13 protein-coding genes are annotated in these 18689 nt (G+C 70.9%); 7 read left to right on the forward strand and 6 right to left on the reverse strand.

All coding sequences use genetic code 11. The annotated features are described in order from the left end of the window. The first annotated feature begins 87 nt into the window (after positions 1-87). On the forward strand, positions 88-1344 hold the full coding sequence (locus ACZ7L7_RS04135) for a GNAT family N-acetyltransferase (RefSeq protein ID WP_472074687.1): 1257 nt from the start codon (positions 88-90) through the stop codon (positions 1342-1344). 55 nt (positions 1345-1399) lie between these two features. Here the strand turns inward: ACZ7L7_RS04135 and ACZ7L7_RS04140 are convergent, their stop codons facing one another. Next, positions 1400-2215, reverse strand: coding sequence for an Fpg/Nei family DNA glycosylase (locus tag ACZ7L7_RS04140; RefSeq protein WP_471591980.1), 816 nt, complete (start codon positions 2213-2215; stop codon positions 1400-1402). A gap of 286 nt (positions 2216-2501) precedes the next feature. Then, positions 2502-2987: a ribose-5-phosphate isomerase gene (locus ACZ7L7_RS04145; RefSeq protein ID WP_285511081.1), complete on the reverse strand. Its 486-nt coding sequence runs from the start codon at positions 2985-2987 to the stop codon at positions 2502-2504. A gap of 214 nt (positions 2988-3201) precedes the next feature. Here ACZ7L7_RS04145 and ACZ7L7_RS04150 point away from each other — a divergent pair, with 214 nt between their 5' ends. Continuing rightward, the gene (locus tag ACZ7L7_RS04150; protein WP_471429415.1) at positions 3202-4653 is read left to right on the forward strand and encodes an amino acid permease; all 1452 of its coding nucleotides are present in this window, start codon (positions 3202-3204) and stop codon (positions 4651-4653) included. 67 nt (positions 4654-4720) lie between these two features. Here the strand turns inward: ACZ7L7_RS04150 and ACZ7L7_RS04155 are convergent, their stop codons facing one another. Further along, positions 4721-6541, reverse strand: a complete 1821-nt coding sequence (locus ACZ7L7_RS04155; protein WP_472074690.1) for a serine/threonine-protein kinase — start codon at positions 6539-6541, stop codon at positions 4721-4723. Between the two features lie 241 nt (positions 6542-6782). On the opposite strand from ACZ7L7_RS04155, the gene ACZ7L7_RS04160 reads away from it, so the two are divergent. Continuing rightward, a complete protein-coding gene (locus ACZ7L7_RS04160; protein WP_453605573.1) occupies positions 6783-7508 on the forward strand; it encodes a hypothetical protein in 726 nt (241 codons plus the stop codon). 88 nt (positions 7509-7596) lie between these two features. Here ACZ7L7_RS04160 and ACZ7L7_RS04165 read toward each other — a convergent pair whose 3' ends face one another. Then, complete coding sequence (locus ACZ7L7_RS04165) at positions 7597-8178, reverse strand: biotin transporter BioY (RefSeq protein ID WP_453607722.1); 582 nt, start codon at positions 8176-8178, stop codon at positions 7597-7599. Between the two features lie 339 nt (positions 8179-8517). Here ACZ7L7_RS04165 and ACZ7L7_RS04170 point away from each other — a divergent pair, with 339 nt between their 5' ends. The 3 genes from ACZ7L7_RS04170 (at position 8518) to ACZ7L7_RS04180 (ending at position 11100) form a co-directional block, all read left to right on the forward strand. Continuing rightward, the gene (locus ACZ7L7_RS04170; protein WP_453607725.1) at positions 8518-9900 is read left to right on the forward strand and encodes an amino acid permease; all 1383 of its coding nucleotides are present in this window, start codon (positions 8518-8520) and stop codon (positions 9898-9900) included. A gap of 136 nt (positions 9901-10036) precedes the next feature. After that, positions 10037-10687, forward strand: coding sequence for a superoxide dismutase (locus ACZ7L7_RS04175; protein WP_453607728.1), 651 nt, complete (start codon positions 10037-10039; stop codon positions 10685-10687). Between the two features lie 191 nt (positions 10688-10878). Continuing rightward, a complete protein-coding gene (locus ACZ7L7_RS04180) occupies positions 10879-11100 on the forward strand; it encodes a hypothetical protein (protein WP_453607731.1) in 222 nt (73 codons plus the stop codon). Positions 11101-11109: 9 nt separating this feature from the next. Here ACZ7L7_RS04180 and ACZ7L7_RS04185 read toward each other — a convergent pair whose 3' ends face one another. After that, entirely contained in the window at positions 11110-11772 is a 663-nt protein-coding gene (locus ACZ7L7_RS04185) for a mycothiol-dependent nitroreductase Rv2466c family protein (protein ID WP_453607733.1), read from the reverse strand. A gap of 138 nt (positions 11773-11910) precedes the next feature. Here ACZ7L7_RS04185 and pepN point away from each other — a divergent pair, with 138 nt between their 5' ends. Continuing rightward, a complete protein-coding gene (pepN, locus tag ACZ7L7_RS04190) occupies positions 11911-14487 on the forward strand; it encodes an aminopeptidase N (protein ID WP_472074694.1) in 2577 nt (858 codons plus the stop codon). Between the two features lie 10 nt (positions 14488-14497). Here the strand turns inward: pepN and ACZ7L7_RS04195 are convergent, their stop codons facing one another. Further along, complete coding sequence (locus ACZ7L7_RS04195) at positions 14498-18682, reverse strand: NB-ARC domain-containing protein (RefSeq protein WP_472074696.1); 4185 nt, start codon at positions 18680-18682, stop codon at positions 14498-14500. Between the last annotated feature and the right edge of the window lie 7 nt (positions 18683-18689).

Below are 18689 nucleotides of genomic sequence, written 5' to 3' on the forward strand. Positions count from 1 at the left end.
TCACAGTGAACTTCACGAGAAGACATCTCGCGGCAACCAAGGGGAAATTCCCTGGCTCGTCCCGCATTGCCCTGATAGGCATGGCACATGGGGACTCAATTCACGACCGGTTCCACGATCGAGCTCCGGGAGCTGCGGCCCGAGCAGTGGGACACCTGGTACGACGTCCTGCTGCGCGCCTTCGGCGGGGTGCCCGAACCTTCCGAGGAACGTGAACTCTACCGGGAACTCACCCAGTTCGACCGTTCTCTCGCCGCCTGGGACGGGGAGCTGTGCGTGGGCTCGGCGGGGGCGTTCCGGTTCGCCGTGACGGTGCCGGGCGGGGCCTCGGTGCCCGCGGCGGGCGTGACGATGGTCTCGGTCGCCGCCACGCACCGGCGGCGCGGGATCCTCACCTCGATGATGCGCAGGCAACTGGACGACGTACGGTCCTGGGGCGAGCCGCTGGCGGTGCTGACGGCCTCCGAGCCCGCGATCTACGGGCGGTTCGGGTACGGCGTGGGGACGTTCCAGCTCTCCGCCGAGATCGATACGAGCCGGGTGCGGCTGTCGGTGCCGGACGGTACGGATGACGTACGGCTGCGGTACGCCGAGCCCGCGGACGTCGTGGACGCGTGCGAGGCGGTGTACGCGGCGCTGGTGCCGGTCCGGCCGGGGATGCTCGCCCGGGTGCGGCCCGGCTGGGAGCGGGTCGGGGTGCTCGACCCCGAGCACGGGCGGGACGGGGCCTCGCCGTTGCAGTGCGTGCTCGCCGAGCGGGACGGGGAGCCGGTGGGGTACGCCCGGTTCGCCATCAAGCCGGACTGGGGGGTCGGCGGGCACAAGGGAGAGGTGCGACTGCGGGAGCTGGCCGCGCTGGACTCGGCCGCGGAATCCGCTTTGTACCGGTTCCTGTTCGACATCGACCTGACGTCCACTTTGCGGATGTACGGGCGGCCCATGGACGAGGGCTGGCAGTACCGGGTGTCCGACATCCGGCGGTGCCTGCCGCGGTTCCGGGACGGGCTGTACGTCCGGCTCGTCGATGTGGGGGCGGCGCTGCGGGCGCGGACGTATCAGGCGCCGGTGGATGTGGTGTTCGAGGTCGAGGATGCCTTCTGTCCCTGGAACAGCGGGCGTTGGCGGCTGTCCGGGGACGCGAAGGGGGCGTCCTGCGAGCGGACCCGGGACGCGGCGGATCTGGCGCTGTCCGCACGGGAGTTGGGGTCGGCGTACCTCGGCGGGGTGAGCCTGGCGTCGCTCGCGGGGGCCGGGCGGGTGCGGGAGGTGCGGGCGGGGGCGTTGGCGGAGGCTTCGCTGGGGTTCGGGGCTGTGGTGGCGCCTTGGCTCCCGCACGGGTTCTGAGCGGGGGGCGGTGGGTCTTCTTCCGGTTGTTCTTCCGGCTGTTCTTCCGGCTCGTCTACCGGCTGTCCTTCTGGCACTTCGGGCACCAGAACAGGTTGCGGGCCGCCAGGTCCGCGGTGCGGATGTCCGTACCGCAGATGTGACAGGGGAGGTTCGCCCTGCGGTACACGTAGACCTCGCCGCCGTGGTCGTCCACGCGGGGCGGGCGGCCCATCGCCTCCGGGCTGTGTTCCGGGCGGACCGTGTCGATGCGGTTGGTGCGGACGCCCTCGCGCATGAGGGCGGCCAGGTCCTGCCAGATCGCCTCCCACTCGGCGGGAGTGATGTCCTTGCCCGCGCGGTACGGGTCGATTCCGTGCCGGAAGAGGACCTCGGCACGGTAGACGTTTCCGACGCCCGCGATGACCTTCTGGTCCATCAGGAGGGCGGCGATCGTGGTGCGGCTGCGGGAGATGCGGCGGTACGCGGTGGTGGGGTCGGCGTCGTCGCGGAGGGGGTCCGGGCCGAGGCGGTCGTGTATCGCCTGCTTCTCCTCCGGGGTGATCAGGGCGCAGGTCGTCGGGCCGCGGAGGTCCACGTATGCCCTGGTGTTGGTGAGGCGTAGGCGGACCGTGTCGGTGGGTGGGGGTGCGGGGGTGGGGCCGAAGGTGACCTTGCCGAAGAGGCCGAGGTGGATGTGGATCCAGTCGGTGTCGCGGAAGGCGAGGAAGAGGTGTTTGCCGTGGGCCTCGGTGGTGGTGAGTTGCGTGCCGGTGAGGAGGGCGGCGGCGTCGGAGAACTTGCCCTGGGGGCTGGTGACTTGGGGGGCGGTGCCGGTGAAGGCCTCGGCGTAGTCGTGTGCGAGGCGGTGGATGGTGTGCCCCTCAGGCACGGTGTGCTCCTTGGTGGTTGTTGGGGGGCGGTGCCCGCAAGGTGGTGGTGCGTTTTTTCGCCCCCACCGCCCCTTCCCATTCCCGTCCCCAGGGGCTGCCGCCCCTTCGACCCCGCCCAGGGGGCGTTGCCCCCTGGACCCCCATCGGCCCTGAACGGGCCTCGTCCTCAAGCGCCGGACGGGCTGGGGTGCCGGCCGGGGTGGGCGGGGATCGGTCGAGGGACGGGCCTCGTCCTCAAGCGCCGGACGGGCTGAAGCACGCCGGCCGGCGTCAGGATGTACCCGCCTACTGCTGCGGGTGGTGCGCCGGGATCGGGGGGAGGTCGCCTGTTGTTTCGTAGGTCGACAGCATGTCGATGCGGCGGATGTGGCGGGTGTCCTCGGAGAACGGGGTGCTGAGGAACGTCTCGACGAACTTCGTCGCCTCGTCCTGGCTGTGCATGCGGGCGCCGACCGCCACCACGTTGGCGTTGTTGTGCTGGCGGCCCAGGGCCGCGGTCTCCTCGCTCCAGGCGAGGGCCGCGCGGACGCCCTTGACCTTGTTCGCCGCGATCTGCTCGCCGTTGCCGGAGCCGCCGATCACGATGCCGAGGGCCTCGGGGTCAGCCGCCGTGCGCTCGGCGGCGCGCAGGCAGAAGGGGGGGTAGTCGTCCTGGGCGTCGTAGATGTGGGGGCCGCAGTCGACCGGGTCGTGGCCCGCCGCCTTCAGCCACTCGACGAGGTGGTTCTTGAGTTCGTAGCCCGCATGGTCGGAGCCGAGATACACGCGCATGGGACGAGTGTGGCACGGACGGTTTGGGGCGGCTGCCCCGGGGTTGGCCCCTGAAACTGTGACCAGAATCGCAGAACCTCAGGAAAACCTCAAGTAACGATATGGATTCGAAGGTTCAAATCCTCGATGGCCTCCGTTTCACTGGACCGATCCGTTCCGACCCGTACTCCGCTCGTACGGGGAAATGCTCACCAGGCGCAAAGGAATCCCCCCTATGACCTCCACCGGCGAACCCGGTAACGGACTTCAGGCAGGGCTCAAGAGCCGGCACCTGTCGATGATCGCCATCGGCGGCGTCATCGGTGCCGGACTGTTCGTGGGATCGAGCTCGGGCATCGCCACCGCGGGCCCGGGCATCCTCCTGTCGTACGCGCTCGTCGGCACGCTCGTGGTGCTGGTGATGCGCATGCTCGGCGAGATGTCCGCCGCCAACCCGACCTCCGGCTCCTTCTCCGCCCACGCCGACCGCGCCCTCGGCAGCTGGGCCGGTTTCTCCATCGGCTGGCTGTACTGGTTCTTCTGGGTCGTCGTGCTCGCCGTGGAGGCGACCGCCGGCGCGGTGATCCTGGAGGGCTGGATCCCGGCCGTGCCCCAGTGGGCCTGGGCGCTCATCGTGATGGTGGTGCTGACCGCCACCAACCTGGTCTCCGTCGGCTCCTACGGCGAGTTCGAGTTCTGGTTCGCCGGGATCAAGGTCGTCGCGATCGCCGCGTTCATCGTGATCGGCGGGCTCGCGGTGTTCGGCGTGCTGCCGGGCGTCGACTCCGAACAGGCGGGGCTGAGCAACCTCACCTCGCACGGCGGCTTCCTGCCCAACGGGCCCGGCGCCATCCTCACCGGTGTGCTGCTCGTCGTCTTCTCCTTCATGGGCAGCGAGATCGCCACGCTCGCCGCGGGCGAGTCCGAGAACCCGCAGCAGGCGGTGACGAAGGCCACCAACAGCATCATCTGGCGTGTCGCCGTCTTCTACCTCGGCTCGATCCTCGTCGTGGTGTCCCTGCTCCCCTGGGACAGCAAGGCGATCGCCGAGGACGGCTCCTACGTCGCCGCGCTGGACTCGCTCGGCATCCCGCACGCCGGTCAGATCATGAACTTCATCGTGCTGACCTCGGTGCTGTCCTGCCTCAACTCCGGTCTGTACACCGCCTCCCGGATGGCCTTCTCCCTCGGCCAGCGCGGTGACGCGCCGAAGGCGTTCGCGCGGACGACCGGGCGGGGTGTGCCGCGGACGGCGATCCTCGCGTCCGTCGCGTTCGGGTTCGTGGCCGTGTTCTTCAACTACGAGTTCCCGGACTCCGTCTTCCTCTTCCTGGTCAACTCCTCCGGCGCCGTGGCGCTGTTCGTGTGGCTGGTGATCTGCTTCTCGCAGCTGCGCATGCGGAAGATCATCCAGCGTGAGTCGCCGGAGAAGCTGGTCGTGCGGATGTGGCTGTACCCGTACCTGACCTGGGCGACGGCGGCGCTGATCATGTTCGTGCTCGGGTACATGCTGACCGACACCGAGCACGACGGCCGCAAGACGGTGCTGCTGTCGCTACTGGTGGCGGCGCTGGTGCTGGCCGTGGCGTTCGTCCGGGAGAAGGCGAAGCGCCGCCGCCGGGCCGAGGGTCTCGGTGCGGCCGGGCGCGACCTCGACTCCGACGCGGTGAAGGTCGACGTCGGCTGAGCCCGCGGGCACGTCGTACGGAAGGGGGTCCTTCGGGTCCCCCTTCTCGCATGCTCCGACGGGCGGGCTAGAGGAGGGTGAAGCTGTCCTTGACCGACTCGTACGTCTGCAGGGCTTCCTCTTCCATGTCCGGCTGGTACCAGGTGTTGATCTGGTACGACTTCCCCTTCTCGTTGAAGCCCAGCAGCTGTGCGTGCCAGGGGACGCCCTGGAGGGTGAAGGTGTACTCCCACACCACCGCCGGGTAGCCGCGGAACGTGGTCTCCTCCAGGCGGATCTTCCGGTACGCCTGGCCCTGGTGGGCGTTCTGTTCCGAGGTCTGCCAGGTCTCCATCAGGTCGCCGCGGGCGAGGGAGGACTTGGCGACCAGTTCCTGTTTGCCGTCGGGTGAGGTGTAGTGCACCTCCGCGCCGGTCTTCACGTCCCGCCGCCAGCCGTCCGGGGTCACCCAGGCGAACCCCCCGGCCTCCTTACGGGCGCCGGGCGGGAGGCTCCTGGGGCGCGAGGTGCCCTCGACGGTGGGCGAGGAGGAGGCGGAGGGCGTCGTCGTTCCCCCCTTCGCCTTGTCGTCCCCGGGCGAACCGCCCGAGTTCAGCGCGATCACGACGGCCACGACCGCTCCGACGGTGACCAGTGCCACGGCCACGAGCACTCCGGTACGGCGTCGGCGGGGCGCCTGCCCGGTCGGCGCGGGGCGCAGTTCCGTCCGCGCGTCGGCGTTCACCGGCGCTGCCGGTTTGCTCTCCGACCGCACCTCGAAGCGCGCCGCCTCGGAAGCGGCCTCGGTGGACGCGTTGGGCGTACGGGGTCCGGTGCGCCGCCCGAACTCCCGGGTGGGGCGGGATTCTTCGGGGGTGGGTGCCGCCGCCTCCGGAGCGGGGCTCCGCGGCCCGGCTGCCGTCCGCTCAAGCCGCTCCGCGACCGGGGATTCCCCGGTCACCGGCTCCGTCGTCTCCACCAGGGCCGTCGTCCGGACCTCCGCGGCGTCTTCCGGTGCCGGCGGTTCCGGCCACGCCGTATCCGCGACCGCCACCGCCTCCGGGGCCCCCGGGGGCTCTTCCGGACCCCCGTCGTCCCCCGACCTCCCCGGCTCCCCCGGTGCGTCCGCCACCCCCACCGCCACAGTCGGCGTGGGCGTGGGAAACGCGACCGCGTACAGGGCGGACTCCAGTTCCGCCAACCCGGGGCGGGTCTCCGGCTCCTTCCGGAGCAGGGACGTCAGTACCTCCGTCAGCGGGCCCGCCGAGGCGGGGAGTTCGGGCTCCTCGTAGAGAACCGCGTGCAGTGTGGCCAGGGTGGTGTCGCGGGAGAAGGGGGAGCGGCCGCCCAGGGCCGCGCAGAGCGTGGCGCCGAGGGACCAGAGGTCGGACGGGGGGCCCTGGGGGCGGCCGGAGATGCGTTCGGGGGCCATGTAGTCGGGGGAGCCGACCAGCATGCCCACCATGGTCAGCGCCTTGGCGTCCTGGATCGCCGCGATGCCGAAGTCGGTCAGGACGACGCGCCGGGCCTGCTCCTCGACCAGGACGTTCCCGGGCTTGATGTCGCGGTGCAGGACGCCCCGTTCGTGGACCTGGCGCAGCGCCGCGACCAGGCCCAGTCCGATACGGGCCGTTTCGGCGGGGTTCAGCGGGCCGGATTCCGTGATGAGGCGTTCCAGGGAGCGGCCGGCGACCAACTCCATGACGATCCAGAGCCGTTCGCCCTCGTCGACGACGTCGTAGACGCGCACCACGTTGGGGTGGTCGGTGCGGGCGGTGGCGCGGGCCTCGCGCAGGGTGCGTTCGCGGCGGGTGCGGGTGTCCTCGGCGTCGAGTCCGTCTATCCGGATTTCCTTGATCGCCACCGGCCGGTCGAGGATTTCGTCGGCGGCTCGCCACACCCGCCCCATTCCTCCCTGGCCAATACTCTCGACCAACCGATAGCGCCCGGTCACCAGCAACCCTGGAATCCCGCCGCTCCTCGTGTTTCCCGTATTCCCCGGCAATCCGCTGCACCCCCTCAAAATCCCCACTGCGCCTGTCCGTTTGAAACACGATGGTCACACTTCGCGCCGTCCAAGCATAGTGCGGAGAAATCTTGTGGTACCTCTTCAAGTACTGCGAATTCAGGCGCAGCCAAGGGGGACGAACATGAGTTCTCGTCGTAGGACGACTATCGCGGGATCGCTGGTTGCAGCATCTTTTTCGGCAGTGATGATCCTTCCGTTCACCGCCGCCGCGGATGACGAGGGACCTCAGAGCAGCAAGGGGGGAAAGGCCGTCGACGAGGCTCCGGCGGGCGTGGAACTCACCACGACTCTGCCCGAGAAGATCTCGGTCGACAACGCGTCGGAGGAAACGGCGATCACCGCCACGGTGAAAAACGAAGGGACCAAGGACAGCGGAGAGATCAGGCTACTTGTCGTCGGGTTCGACGGCCTCACGGTCACGAATGTGCAGGGCTGTTCGGAAATCGCCGAAGGTGATCTGCCGGAGGGTTCGAACAGTGGTTTCGCCTGCGCGCTGGACAATCTCGCGGCCGGTGACTCGAAGTCGTACGACGTCGAGGCGACGTACGACCTGAGCAAGAAGGGCAGGATCTGCCTGCCCGTCCAGACCGCCACGGGAGACAAGACCTTCTGGCAGCAGGGCCCGGTGCCGTTCGGTACGACGAACCCGTCGCCGAACGCCCCGGCCACCCCGCTGCTGCTGGGCACCGACAACCAGCCGGTGGCCCCCGGCGGTGACGAGCTGGCCGAGACCGGCGCCAAGCGGGACGTGCTGCCGCTGGGCGCGGCCGGGGCGGCGCTGATCACCGCGGGCGCGGCCGGGCTGTGGTGGTCGCAGTTCCGGCGTCCGGTGCGGCAGCAGAACTAGGACCTGCCGGTTCCGACCGGGGAAACGAAAAGAGGCTCGCCGGGGTCGAGGCGGTGTGCGACCCCGGCGAGCCTCTTCGGAGGAGCCGTTACTTCTTGAGCAGCTTCCAGGCGGTGGGCAGCAGGCCCATCGCCAGGGCCGCCTTGAGGGCGTCGCCGATCAGGAAGGGGGTGAGCCCGGCCGCGACCGCCGCGGAGGCCGACAGGTCCGCGGACAGGGCCAGGTAGGGGACGCCGATGGCGTAGATGACCGCCTCGCCGACCAGCATCGTGCCGGCCATGCGCGGCATCGAGCGGTCGGCGCCGCGGCGGGCCAGGGCGCCGACGGCGGCGGAGGCCAGGATCATGCCGAGGATGTAGCCGAAGGAGACACCGATGCCGTGGCTGCCGCCCGCGAACCACGGCACACCGGCGAGGCCCGCCAGCGCGTACAGGGCGAGCGCGGCGACACCGCGGCTCGCGCCCAGGGTGGTGCCGACGAGCAGCGCGGCGAAGGTCTGGCCGGTCACCGGGACCGGGGAGCCGGGCACCGGCACGGCGATCTGGGCGGCGAGTCCGGTGAGCGCGGCGCCGCCGACGACCAGCGCGATGTCCCGGACGCGGGAGGCCGGCAGCAGGTCGGCGAGGACGTGCCCGGTGCGGGCGGGGGCGGCGACAGCGGCGGTGCTCATGTGGGACTCCGGTCAGGAGGGCAGGTCGGGACACGGCGACGCTATCCCAGCGGCGGCGCGGTGATCACCGTCAGTGGTCGACAAAGGCCGGAACGTGGGCTTGGTGGGCTCCGCACAAAGGGCCGCGGCTAACGTGATACCGGTCACTGAGGTGAGGACACGCAGGTCACGAAAGGAACGGCGGGCGATCTGTAGGTTTCCGCCAACCAGGCGCGGTGAGGGGTCCCGTACGCTCTGTCCCGTACCTGTCCGGATAGTGGGCGCCGTATCCGTCTGAGCGGACAACGCCCTCAGACTGACGGGGTTTTGCCCATCTCACGCATTGGACGAGCCGCGCCCATGCCCAGCACCACCACCGGGACTCCGCAGCAGCAGGCGGACGCCTCCCTCTCCCACGGCCTCAAACAGCGCCATCTGTCGATGATCGCCCTCGGCGGTGTCATCGGGGCCGGTCTGTTCGTCGGCTCCGGCGCCGGTATCGCCGCCGCCGGTCCCTCGATCGTCGTCGCCTACGCCCTCTCCGGTCTCCTCGTCATGCTGGTGATGCGGATGCTGGGCGAGATGTCGGCCGCGTATCCGTCCTCCGGGTCCTTCTCGGCGCATGCCGAGCGGGCGTTCGGGCCGTGGGCGGGGTTCACCGCGGGCTGGTCCTTCTGGGTCCTGCTCTGCACGGCCGTCGGCCTGGAGGGCATCGGCGCCGCGAAGATCGTCACGGGCTGGCTGCCGGGCACGCCGGAGTGGGCCTGGGTGGCGCTGTTCATGCTGGTGTTCTGCGGCACGAACCTGGCCGCGGTGAAGAACTTCGGCGAGTTCGAGTTCTGGTTCGCCGCGCTGAAGGTCGCCGCGATCTCCCTGTTCCTGGTGCTCGGCACGCTGGCCGTGCTCGGGGTACTGCCCGGCACGGACTCCCCCGGCACGTCCCACCTCACCGACTTCCTGCCCAACGGCGGTGAGGGCCTGATCATCGGTCTGCTGGCCTCGGTCTTCGCCTACGGCGGCATGGAGACGGTGACCATCGCGGCGGCCGAGTCGGAGAACCCGGTCAAGGGCGTGGCGAGCGCGGTGCGCACAGCGATGTGGCGTATCGCCCTGTTCTACATCGGCTCGATGGCGGTCATCGTGACCCTGGTCCCGTGGGACTCCAAGGAGGTCGTCGAGAAGGGCCCGTACGTCGCGGCCCTGGACGAACTGGGCATCCCCGGCGCCGGCCAGCTGATGAACGTGGTCGTGCTGGTGGCCCTGCTCTCCGCGATGAACGCCAACATCTACGGCTCCTCGCGCATCGCGTACTCGCTGGTGCAGCGGGGGCTGGGACCGGCGGCCCTGGGCAAGGTGACGTCCGGCGTGCCGCGTATCGCCGTCCTCGCCTCCTCCGTCTTCGGCTTCGCCTGCGTGCTGCTCAGCTACTGGCGCCCGGACGACGTCTTCCCCTGGCTGCTGAACATGATCGGCGCGGTCATCCTCGTCGTCTGGATCTTCATCGCCGTCTCCCAGCTCCGCCTGCGCGCCCGCCTGGAGCGCGAGGCGCCGGAGAAGCTGACGGTGCGCATGTGGGCGTTCCCGGTACTGACGTGGGTGGCGCTGGCCGGCATGGCGGCGGTCTTCGTCCTGATGGCCCGCGAGCCGGACACCCGCGTGCAGCTGTACTCGACCGGCGGAATGACCCTGTTCCTGGCGGCGGCGGGCTACGCCTGGCAGCGGGCGCGCGCCACGAAGGACTGACGCCCGGCGCCGCGAAGGGCCGGCGCCCGCGCGACACCCCGAAGCCCCCGCGCCTCTGACGCGGGGGCTTTTTGCTGCTAGCTTGTTATTGCGAACTACTTGCAATAAGAGCCCGGCCCGGAGGGGACGTTCACGCATGCCCGTCTACACGCTGCCCGAACTGCCGTACGACTACTCGGCGCTGGCGCCGGTGATCAGTCCCGAGATCATCGAGCTGCACCACGACAAGCACCACGCGGCGTATGTGAAGGGGGCCAACGACACGCTGGAGCAGTTGACGGAGGCGCGGGACAAGGAGGCGTGGGGGGCGATCAACGGGCTGGAGAAGAACCTGGCCTTCCATCTGTCCGGGCACATCCTGCACTCGATCTACTGGCAGAACATGACGGGTCCGAAGGAGGGCGGCGGCGGTGAGCCGCTGGCCGCCGACGGTGTGGGCGAGCTGGCCGACGCGATCGCCGAGTCCTTCGGGTCCTTCGCCGGATTCAAGGCGCAGTTGTCCAAGGCGGCGGCCACCACCCAGGGTTCGGGGTGGGGTGTGCTGGCGTACGAGCCGCTGAGCGGGCGGCTGATCGTGGAGCAGGTCTACGACCACCAGGGCAACGTCGGCCAGGGGGCCACGCCGATCCTCGTCTTCGACGCCTGGGAGCACGCCTTCTACCTCCAGTACCGCAACCAGAAGGTCGACTTCATCGAGGCCATGTGGCAGGTCGTCAACTGGCAGGACGTGGCCCGGCGCTACGCGGCCGCGAGGTCCCGCGCGGATGTGCTGCTGCTGGCGCCCTGAGCCGCCGTGCCGCCTGAGTGTCCTGCCTCGTGATCGTCTTCTCACCTTTCACACGGGCAGGCAGAGAAACGGAAGCCCCCGCGAGGACGTGACTCGCGGGGGCTTCCCGTTGTGGCCCACGGACCGGGCGGACAGCGCCTACGCTGCCCACTCCGAGCCGTGCGCACAACCCTCGACAGCGGGGAGGCCGTATGCCCGCCTGGATCCACTGCCCCACGTGCCCGGGCGGGAGGGCTTACCCCTTCCGCAGGGTCGACAAGGCGGAAGAGGAGCACATCGCGTCCGTCCTCGGGACGAAGGACGCCCCCGGCTTCTTCCGGTGCACGGGCGACACGTCCACGGGCCAGTGCCGCTGGGTGCAGCCCCGCTGGAACCAGAGCAAGGGGTTCAGTCTTCCCGAGGAATTCGGCTGACCCGGTGGCTCAGAGGTTGCTGAAGTCCGGCCCCTTCGTACGGGTGCGCTTGATCTCGTAGAAGCCCGGGACCGAGGCGACCGCGAGGGTGCCGTCCCAGAGGCGGGCAGCCTCCTCGCCCTTGGGGGCGGGCGTGACGACCGGGCCGAAGAAGGCGATCTGCTCGCCGTTGTCACCGGGGACCGCGATCACCGGGGTGCCGACGTCCTGGCCGACCTTGTCGATGCCCTCCTTGTGGGAGGCGCGCAGTTCGGCGTCGAACTCGAAGTCCTTCTGGTCGAAGTACTCGATGAGGTCGGCGGGCAGACCGACGTCGGCCAGCGCGCCGGCGACGGCCTCGCGGGTCGGGCCCTGGCCCTCGTTGTGGATGCGGGTGCCGAGCGCCGTGTAGAGGGGGCCGAGTATCTCGGAGCCGTGCTTCTGCCAGGCCGCCGTGACCACCCGGATCGGCTGCCACGCCTTGGTCTCCAGCAGCTCGCGGTATTCGTCGGGCAGCTCGTCGAGCTTGGGCTCGTTCAGCACGGCGAGGCTCATGATGTGCCAGCGGACCTCGATGTCGCGGACCTTCTCCACTTCCAGCACCCAGCGGGAGGTCATCCACGCCCAGGGGCACAGCGGGTCGAACCAGAAGTCGACGGGAGTCTTCGCGGGCATCGTCGCGGTCTCGGACATGCGTCTCCTCGGGAAGCGGTGTTTGAAAGTCGCAACACCCGACACCGCGTCCCTCATTCCCCCACTGCCCCACTTCCCCCCGCCGTGCGAAGATCTCCATCGTCCGCATACTGAACACCCTGTGAGGGAGTGACCGCCGTGCCCGGTGAGAATCTGTCCCGCGACGAGGCCCGGGAGCGGGCCGCACTGCTGTCCGTCGACGGGTACGACATCTCCCTCGACCTGCGCTCCGCGGTCGGCGCGGACACCTCCGACGGGCCGCGCACCTTCCGCTCGGTCACCACGATCCGCTTCCGCTGCGCCGAGCCCGGCGCCACCAGCTTCGCGGACCTGATCGCACCCGAGGTCACCGCGGTCTCCCTCAACGGCCGCGACCTCGACCCGAGCGAGGTCTTCGACGGCTCCCGCATCGCGCTGGAGGACCTCGCCGCCGAGAACGAGCTGGTCGTCGACGCGCAGTGCGCCTACTCCCGTACCGGCGAGGGCCTGCACCGCTTCGTCGACCCCGAGGACGGCGAGGTGTACCTGTACACCCAGTACGAGCCCGCCGACTCCCGGCGGGTCTTCGCCAACTTCGAGCAGCCCGACCTCAAGGCCCCCTTCCGCTTCGAGGTGCGCGCGCCCGAGGGCTGGACGGTGTGGAGCAACGGCGCCGGACGGCTCGCCGACGGGGTGTGGCGGTTCTCGGAGACCAAGCCGATCTCGACGTACATCACCTGTGTGGTGGCGGGCCCGTACCACTACGTCACCGACACCTACACCCGCGCCTTCGACGACGGTACGACGCTGGAGATCCCCCTCGGCGCCATGTGCCGCAAGGGCCTCGCGCCGCACTTCGACGCCGACGACGTGTTCCTCGTCACCAAGCAGGGCCTGGACTTCTTCCACGACCACTTCGACTACCCGTACCCGTTCGGGAAGTACGACCAGGCCTTCGTGCCCGAGTACAACCTCGGCGCGATGGAGAACCCGGGCCTGGTCACCTTCCGCGAGGAGTACATCTTCCGCGGCAAGGTGACCCGGGCCTCCTACGAGGCGCGGGCCAACGTCATCCTGCACGAGATGGCGCACATGTGGTTCGGCGACCTGGTCACCATGGAGTGGTGGGACGACCTGTGGCTGAAGGAGTCCTTCGCGGACTTCATGGGCACCTTCGCCAACGTCGGCGCCACCCGCTTCACCGACGCCTGGATCACCTTCGCCAACCGCCGCAAGGCCTGGGCGTACCGCGCCGACCAGCTCCCCTCCACCCACCCCATCACCGCCGACATCCGCGACCTGCAGGACGCCAAGCTCAACTTCGACGGCATCACCTACGCCAAGGGCGCCTCCGTCCTCAAGCAGCTCGTGGCGTACGTCGGACAGGACGCGTTCCTGGAGGGCGCCCGCCGCTACTTCAAGCGCCACGCCTACGGCAACACCCGGCTCGGCGACCTGCTCGCCGTGCTCGGTGAGACCAGCGGCCGGGACATGGCCGCCTGGTCCCGCTCCTGGCTCCAGACCGCCGGCGTCAACTCCCTCACCCCGCAGGTCCTGCTGGACGCCGAGGGCCGCGTCGCCGAACTGGCGGTGCTGCAGGAGGCCGCCGAGTCGCACCCCGAGCTGCGCCCGCACCGGGTCGCGGTGGGCCTGTACCGGATGAACGGCGAGGCGCTGGAGCGGTACGCGCGCGTGGAGGCCGACGTCGACGGCCCGCGTACGGTCGTGGCGGAGCTGGCCGGGGCCGGGGCGCCGGACCTGGTCCTGGTCAACGACGACGACCTGACGTACTGCAAGACCCGCTTCGACGAGACCTCGCTGGCGGCGCTGCGCGCGGGCCTGGGCTCGATCACCGATCCGCTGGCGCGGGCACTGTGCTGGTCGGCGCTGTGGAACATGACCCGGGACGCGCTGCTCCCGGCACGGGACTTCATCGACCTGGTGCTGCGGTTCGCGGCCAAGGAGACCGACATCGGCGTGCTGCAGATGCTGCACACCTGGGCGGAGTCGGCGGCCGTGCACTACACCGCCCCGGAGCGCCGGGCGGTGGCCGGACGGCTGCTCGCCGAGGGCGCGGCACGCGAGCTGCGGGCGGCCGAGCCGGGCAGCGAGCACCAGCTGGCGTGGGCGCGCTTCTACGCCCGGGCCGCCGGGTCGCCCTCCGACTTCGAGCAGCTCACCGGACTGCTCGACGGCACCGTGACCCTGCCCGGCCTGGACGTCGACCAGGAGCTGCGCTGGGCGTTCCTCGACGCGCTCGCCGCGCACGACGTGGTCGGCGAGAAGGAGCTGGCCGCCGAACTCGCCCGCGACGACACCGCGTCCGGCAAGCGCCACCAGGTGCGCTGCCTGGCGGCCCGTCCGCAGGCCGCGGTGAAGGCCCAGGCGTGGGCGCAGGTCGTGGAGTCCGACGAGCTGTCCAACGCGCTCGTCGAGGCGACCATCGCGGGCTTCGAGCGGGCCTCGCAGCGGGAGTTGACGGCGCCGTACACGCCGAAGTACTTCGCGGCGATCGAGCGGGTGTGGGCCGAGCGGTCCATCCAGATCGGCATGCTCGTGGTGTCGGGCCTGTTCCCCTCGCTCCAGGAGTCCCAGGAGACCCTCGACGCCACGGACGCCTGGCTCGACGCCCACCAGGACGCGGCCCCTGCCCTGCGCCGGCTGGTCGTGGAGGCACGGGACGACCTGGCGCGGGCGCTGCGAGGGCAGGCGTGCGACGCGGGGGCGGAGGAGTAGGCCCAGAGGATCACTTCTTGCGCCGGGCCTCCATGTGGACGTGTTGGACCACGGAGTTGTCGTCCGCGGTCACGGTCTGCTCGCTGTCGCTGTCGGCACGCATGGTGATGTCCTCGGCCCGTGAGTGGCCGGTGGCCGTGACCGACTGGACGACGTCCTTCGTGAGCAGACCGGCCAGTTGCGCGCGGCCCTGGTCGTCGCCGGTGAGCAGGTGCGCGAGCCGGGCGGCGCAGGCTTCGGCGGCCGGTCTGCTGCCCGTGTCCAGGACCAGCAGGTCCCAGGAGCGGGCCAGTACGGCGTCGTGCCCGTACCGGCCGGTGAGCCACTGCCACACCCGGGCGGACGGGAGACTGTTCGTGGCGGCGGTCCGGGCGTGCAAGTCGGGCAGGTCGGGGGTGAGCGCGGCCACGGTGCGTGTGGCGAGCGCGGCTGCCGTGGTCCCGGAGTCGTTCATGGCTGTCTCCTCGGCCGCGGTGGTCGGTGCGGTGGGCGTGGTCGGTGCGGTGGGCGTGGTCGGCGCCGTGGACGTCGTCGGCGCAGTGGGCGTCGCCGGTGCGATGGGCGTAGCCGGTGCGGTGGGCGTCGTCGGGATGCAGTGGGCCAGCAGTTCGTCCAGCAGGCGGCGCTGTGCCGGGGTCACGGGGCCGGCCTCGGCCAGTCGGCGGTGCAGCAGCGGGGCGACCTCTGCCGCGCGGCCCGCGTGGTGGAGGAGCCAGCCCAGGTGGCACAGGGCTTCCGCATGCTCCAGGCTCTGGCCGTTGCGGGCTGCGGCCGCCAGTTGCTCGCGCAGGATGCGCTCTCCGGCCGGGACATCTCCGGCCATCGCCGTCAGCGCGCCGACCACGGTCACGTGGGAGGCGGGCCAGGCCACCGTGTCGTACCACGGACGTTCCCCGGCACGTTCGTCCGACCAGCGCAGGCGGCCCAGGGTGACGCGGAGTTCTTCGAGCAGTTCGGCCGCCAGGGATCGCGCCTGCGGGTCGCGGTTCGCCCGCTCCTGTTCCAGGAGCAGCAACTCCACGCGTGTCTTGAGGACTTCGAGCCTGGCCTGCTCCTTCAGGACCGTGGCGCCCTCCGCCTCGTGCTCCTGCAGTTCCAGTGCCCGCCGCAGACTGTGGGCGGCCGCTTCTTCGTCACCCACGCCGAAGTGGGCCACAGCGATGGAGCGGTGGCCCTGACTGTGACTCTGGCCGTCCGGCCAAGCCGGCATCTCCTCCAGGACCCGGCGGGCTTCGTCGCGTTCGCCGGCGAGGGCCAGGAGACCGATGCGCAGGATGCGGAAGGCCCCGAGGTAGGGGGAGTCCGGCTCGGCGAGCTGTTCCGCGAGGTCGAGCCGGTCGGCGCAGTACGCCAGATCCGCTCGGTCGACGGCCAGCAGCGCGGCGAGCCAGGCCGTGTACGACAGGCGTCTGTCGCGTTCCTCCGCGGGGCCGTCGGCCTCCGCCGCTGTCTGCGTCCGCTCGAACTCGGCGCGGGCCGCGCGCTGGTCCCCGCGTTCGTAGTCGAGCAGGACGAGGGTGCTACGGGCCTCCACGACGGTGTTCATGTCCCCGGCCCTGGCGGCCTGTTCGGCCCAGTCCCGCAGGGTCCGCCGGTACTCCGCGTGGTTGCGGCGCAGGGCGAACAGGGCCTTGGCCCGGATACCGAGGATGAGCGCGCGGGCGCCGGCGCGGTAGACCTCGTCGTAGGCCTGTGCGGCGGCGGGTGAGTCCAGCAGTTCCAGGACCCGCTCGGTGTGCGGCAGTACCTCGGCCTCGCGCCCGCAGTGCAGCAGGGATCCGGCGACCCCGGTCAGCGCCCGGACCTCGACGGCCGGGGTCTCGTACCGGCGGGCCACCTCCGCCCATTCCAGGAGCTCCGTCAGCCCGCCCCGTGTGACGATCGCGCCCGGTTCCTCGTTCTCGACGGCGACCCAGCGGTCGGTGACGGCCTCGGCCTGGACGATGCCGTCGTGGTGGTCGGGGAAGGCGGAACGGGCGAAGTCCCGCACCTCCTGGGCCTCTTCGGGTCTGCCGAGGGCGTCGCAGTCGTCCGCGTAGCCCACGCAGATGCGCAGCACGGTGTCCGCGTCCTCCAGGGACAGCTCGGCGAGGTCGATGGAGCGGGCCAGTTCGACGGCCTCGGCGAGCGCTTCGGCGGCCTTCTCCCGTCTGCCGCTGTCACGGTGGTAGTTGGCGTAGTTGCCCAGGTGGGTGATGAGGGAGATGGCCGGGTAGATCAGCCTGACCTCGTCCAGGTACGCCTCGTACGCCTCCCCCACGTCCGCCGGGTCACCGGCCATCCGGCGCAGCAGGGCGCGCTGGTAGCGCAGTTCGGTGTCGCTGAGACGGTCGGGGTCCAGCTCCATCATCCGGTCGACGCAGTCCAGTGCCTCCTGCGGACGCCCGGTCTTCGCGGCGGACTTCGCCAGCCACTCGTAGAGGATCATGCGCTGCTCGCCGGGTGCCCCGGATGCCTCGGCCGCCTCGACGGCCTTGCGCGTCCAGTCGGCCAGGTCGGCGTAACGGCGGCGCCAGGCGCAGTAGTCGGCGGCCAGGTCCGGCAGGTCGAGGAGGAACCTCCGCCAGCGCGGGGAGGAGTCCCAGCGCCGTGCCGCTCGGTGCGCGACCTGATTGAGCTGGCCGTAGCCGCTGTCCAGCCGAGCGACGGCCTGGGCGGCGCGTCCGCCTTCGGTCCGGCAGGCGGGTGCGTTCTCGCGCAGCAGGGCCTCGTAGTGGGCGGCGTGTCTCTCGTAGGCCGCGGCGGGCGGCCGACGGGCGAGCAGGTAGGCGTGCACGACCTCGTGGATGCGGTAGCGGCGGTGGCGTGCGTCGTACTCGACCAGGCCGTTGTCGACAACGGCGCGGCCCCAGGCGGTGGCCGTCTCCGCGGGGAGCGGCACGGGCTCGGGGAAGGCCCGGTCCCTGGCGTCGGCGGAGCCGTTGCGCAGCGGCATCCCGAAGCGCCGCCTGGGCGGTCTACCCCATACGGCGCTCAGGGCGGCGAAGTCGAAGTCGAGGGGGACGGGGCCGAAGACGGCGAGCTCCGCCGCACGGGCGCGCACGGCGGACGGCAGTCTGTCGTAGCCGAGGCTGATCAGCGCCTCCAGGGAGGCGGAGCCGTCGCTGGTCAGGGCGGGGTGGGCGGTCAGTCCGCGCAGTTCCCTCAGCCGGTCGCGCCAGGTGCTGAGCAGGTCCTGCGCGGGCTGCCCGGAACCCTGGGCGCGGGCCAGCAGCCGGCCGGCGAACGAGACGGCGCCCGCGAGTCCGCCGAGCGACGCGGCGAGCGCGGCGCATGCCTCGGGCTCGGCGTCCACGACCGAGGGTGCGTGCAGCCTGAGGATCTCCAGCCGGGCGTCGATGTCGACCGGGGGGACCTCCAGCAGGCCGACGGTGGCGTACTCGCCGGCCGTGTCCCGGCTGCGGCTGCTGAGCAGGACCCGGCTGCCGGGCGGCACGCAGGACAGCACGAGGGCGGTGACCCGCTGGTCCTGGGGCCACACGTCGTCGATCACCAGCAGGGCGGGGCTCGTCGAGAGACGGGCGCGGATCAGCCCGGCCGCCTGCTTGAGCGGGACCTCACCGTCGAGGCTCAGGCTCAGCTGATGGCACCAGCCGGTGAGGACGTCCGTGTCGCGGCCGACGCCGCCGAGTTCGGCGTACAGGACGCCGCCCGGGAAGTGCGCGCGGACCCGGATGTCCCAGCCGACGGCGCGCACCAGGTCGGTCTTGCCGGTGCAGGGGGCGCCCCAACAGGCGGTGACGACGGGGCCGTCCGGGGCGAGGAGCCGGGCGATGACGGTGTCGCGGACCGCGTCCCGGCCGATGAGGCGGGGGGCGCGGGGCATCGGGGCGGTGGGCACGTCGGCCGCGTGCCGGGGCTCCAGCAGGATCGTGCAGTTCTGGAAGGCGAACTGGTTGATGTCGCGCAGCTCGGAACCGTGGCTCTCGATCGTGTTCGTCACTCCGGGGGCCACCGCTGTCCGCGCGCTGTCCGCCGCCGGCCCCACGACGACACTGCCGCGCACCCGCTGCCCGGTGAAGGTCACGGGCTCGGTGAGCGGTGCGGCCTCGGGCAGCCGTGCCAGACGGGCGCCGCATTCCTCTCCGGTGATACGGCCGTTCATGTACGCGTCCAGGATCTCGGCCAGCGCGTCGGCGATTCCGGCCGGACGCAACACCCCTAAAGCGGCACGTATGTTGGCCTTTTCCCCCATTCAGGAA

The organism is Streptomyces sp. NPDC110618 (genome assembly GCF_055657065.1).

Excerpts from the sequence above, each read along its gene's own strand:
- ACZ7L7_RS04135 (WP_472074687.1), top strand. The coding sequence starts at position 88 with ATGGGGACTCAATTCACGACCGGTTCCACGATCGAGCTCCGGGAGCTG.
- ACZ7L7_RS04145 (WP_285511081.1), bottom strand. The coding sequence starts at position 2,987 with ATGCGCGTGTATCTCGGCTCCGACCATGCGGGCTACGAACTCAAGAAC.
- ACZ7L7_RS04150 (WP_471429415.1), top strand. The coding sequence starts at position 3,202 with ATGACCTCCACCGGCGAACCCGGTAACGGACTTCAGGCAGGGCTCAAG.
- ACZ7L7_RS04155 (WP_472074690.1), bottom strand. The coding sequence starts at position 6,541 with ATGGGGCGGGTGTGGCGAGCCGCCGACGAAATCCTCGACCGGCCGGTG.
- ACZ7L7_RS04160 (WP_453605573.1), top strand. The coding sequence starts at position 6,783 with ATGAGTTCTCGTCGTAGGACGACTATCGCGGGATCGCTGGTTGCAGCA.
- ACZ7L7_RS04165 (WP_453607722.1), bottom strand. The coding sequence starts at position 8,178 with ATGAGCACCGCCGCTGTCGCCGCCCCCGCCCGCACCGGGCACGTCCTC.
- ACZ7L7_RS04170 (WP_453607725.1), top strand. The coding sequence starts at position 8,518 with ATGCCCAGCACCACCACCGGGACTCCGCAGCAGCAGGCGGACGCCTCC.
- ACZ7L7_RS04175 (WP_453607728.1), top strand. The coding sequence starts at position 10,037 with ATGCCCGTCTACACGCTGCCCGAACTGCCGTACGACTACTCGGCGCTG.
- ACZ7L7_RS04180 (WP_453607731.1), top strand. The coding sequence starts at position 10,879 with ATGCCCGCCTGGATCCACTGCCCCACGTGCCCGGGCGGGAGGGCTTAC.
- ACZ7L7_RS04185 (WP_453607733.1), bottom strand. The coding sequence starts at position 11,772 with ATGTCCGAGACCGCGACGATGCCCGCGAAGACTCCCGTCGACTTCTGG.
- ACZ7L7_RS04195 (WP_472074696.1), bottom strand. The coding sequence starts at position 18,682 with ATGGGGGAAAAGGCCAACATACGTGCCGCTTTAGGGGTGTTGCGTCCG.